This is a genomic window from Burkholderia sp. SIMBA_051 (genome assembly GCF_046534915.1).
Classification (GTDB): domain Bacteria; phylum Pseudomonadota; class Gammaproteobacteria; order Burkholderiales; family Burkholderiaceae; genus Burkholderia; species Burkholderia ambifaria.
Genome location: NZ_JAWRXS010000513.1, coordinates 1 through 258 on the forward strand (window position 1 = coordinate 1; position 258 = coordinate 258).

Sequence of the window (258 nt, forward strand, 5' to 3'; positions counted from 1 at the left end):
TCTTCCAGAGCTATGGCAACCACGCGGAGCTGACCAAGGCCGGCTTCCTGCAGGACCCGGAAAAGATCACCCCGGTTTTCGTGCGCTTTTCCACGGTGCAGGGCCCACGCGGTTCTGGCGACACGGTGCGCGATGTGCGGGGCTTTGCCGTCAAGTTTTACACCGACGAAGGCAATTTCGACCTGGTCGGCAACAACATGCCGGTGTTTTTCATCCAGGATGCCATCAAGTTTCCCGATTTTGTCCACGCGGTAAAGC

Annotated in this window: 1 protein-coding gene; it reads left to right on the forward strand. The window is 58.1% G+C overall.

What is annotated here, in order from left to right:
- The coding region (locus tag SB771_RS35515; RefSeq protein WP_410722105.1) for a catalase at window positions 1-258 on the forward strand (258 nt) is incomplete at both ends.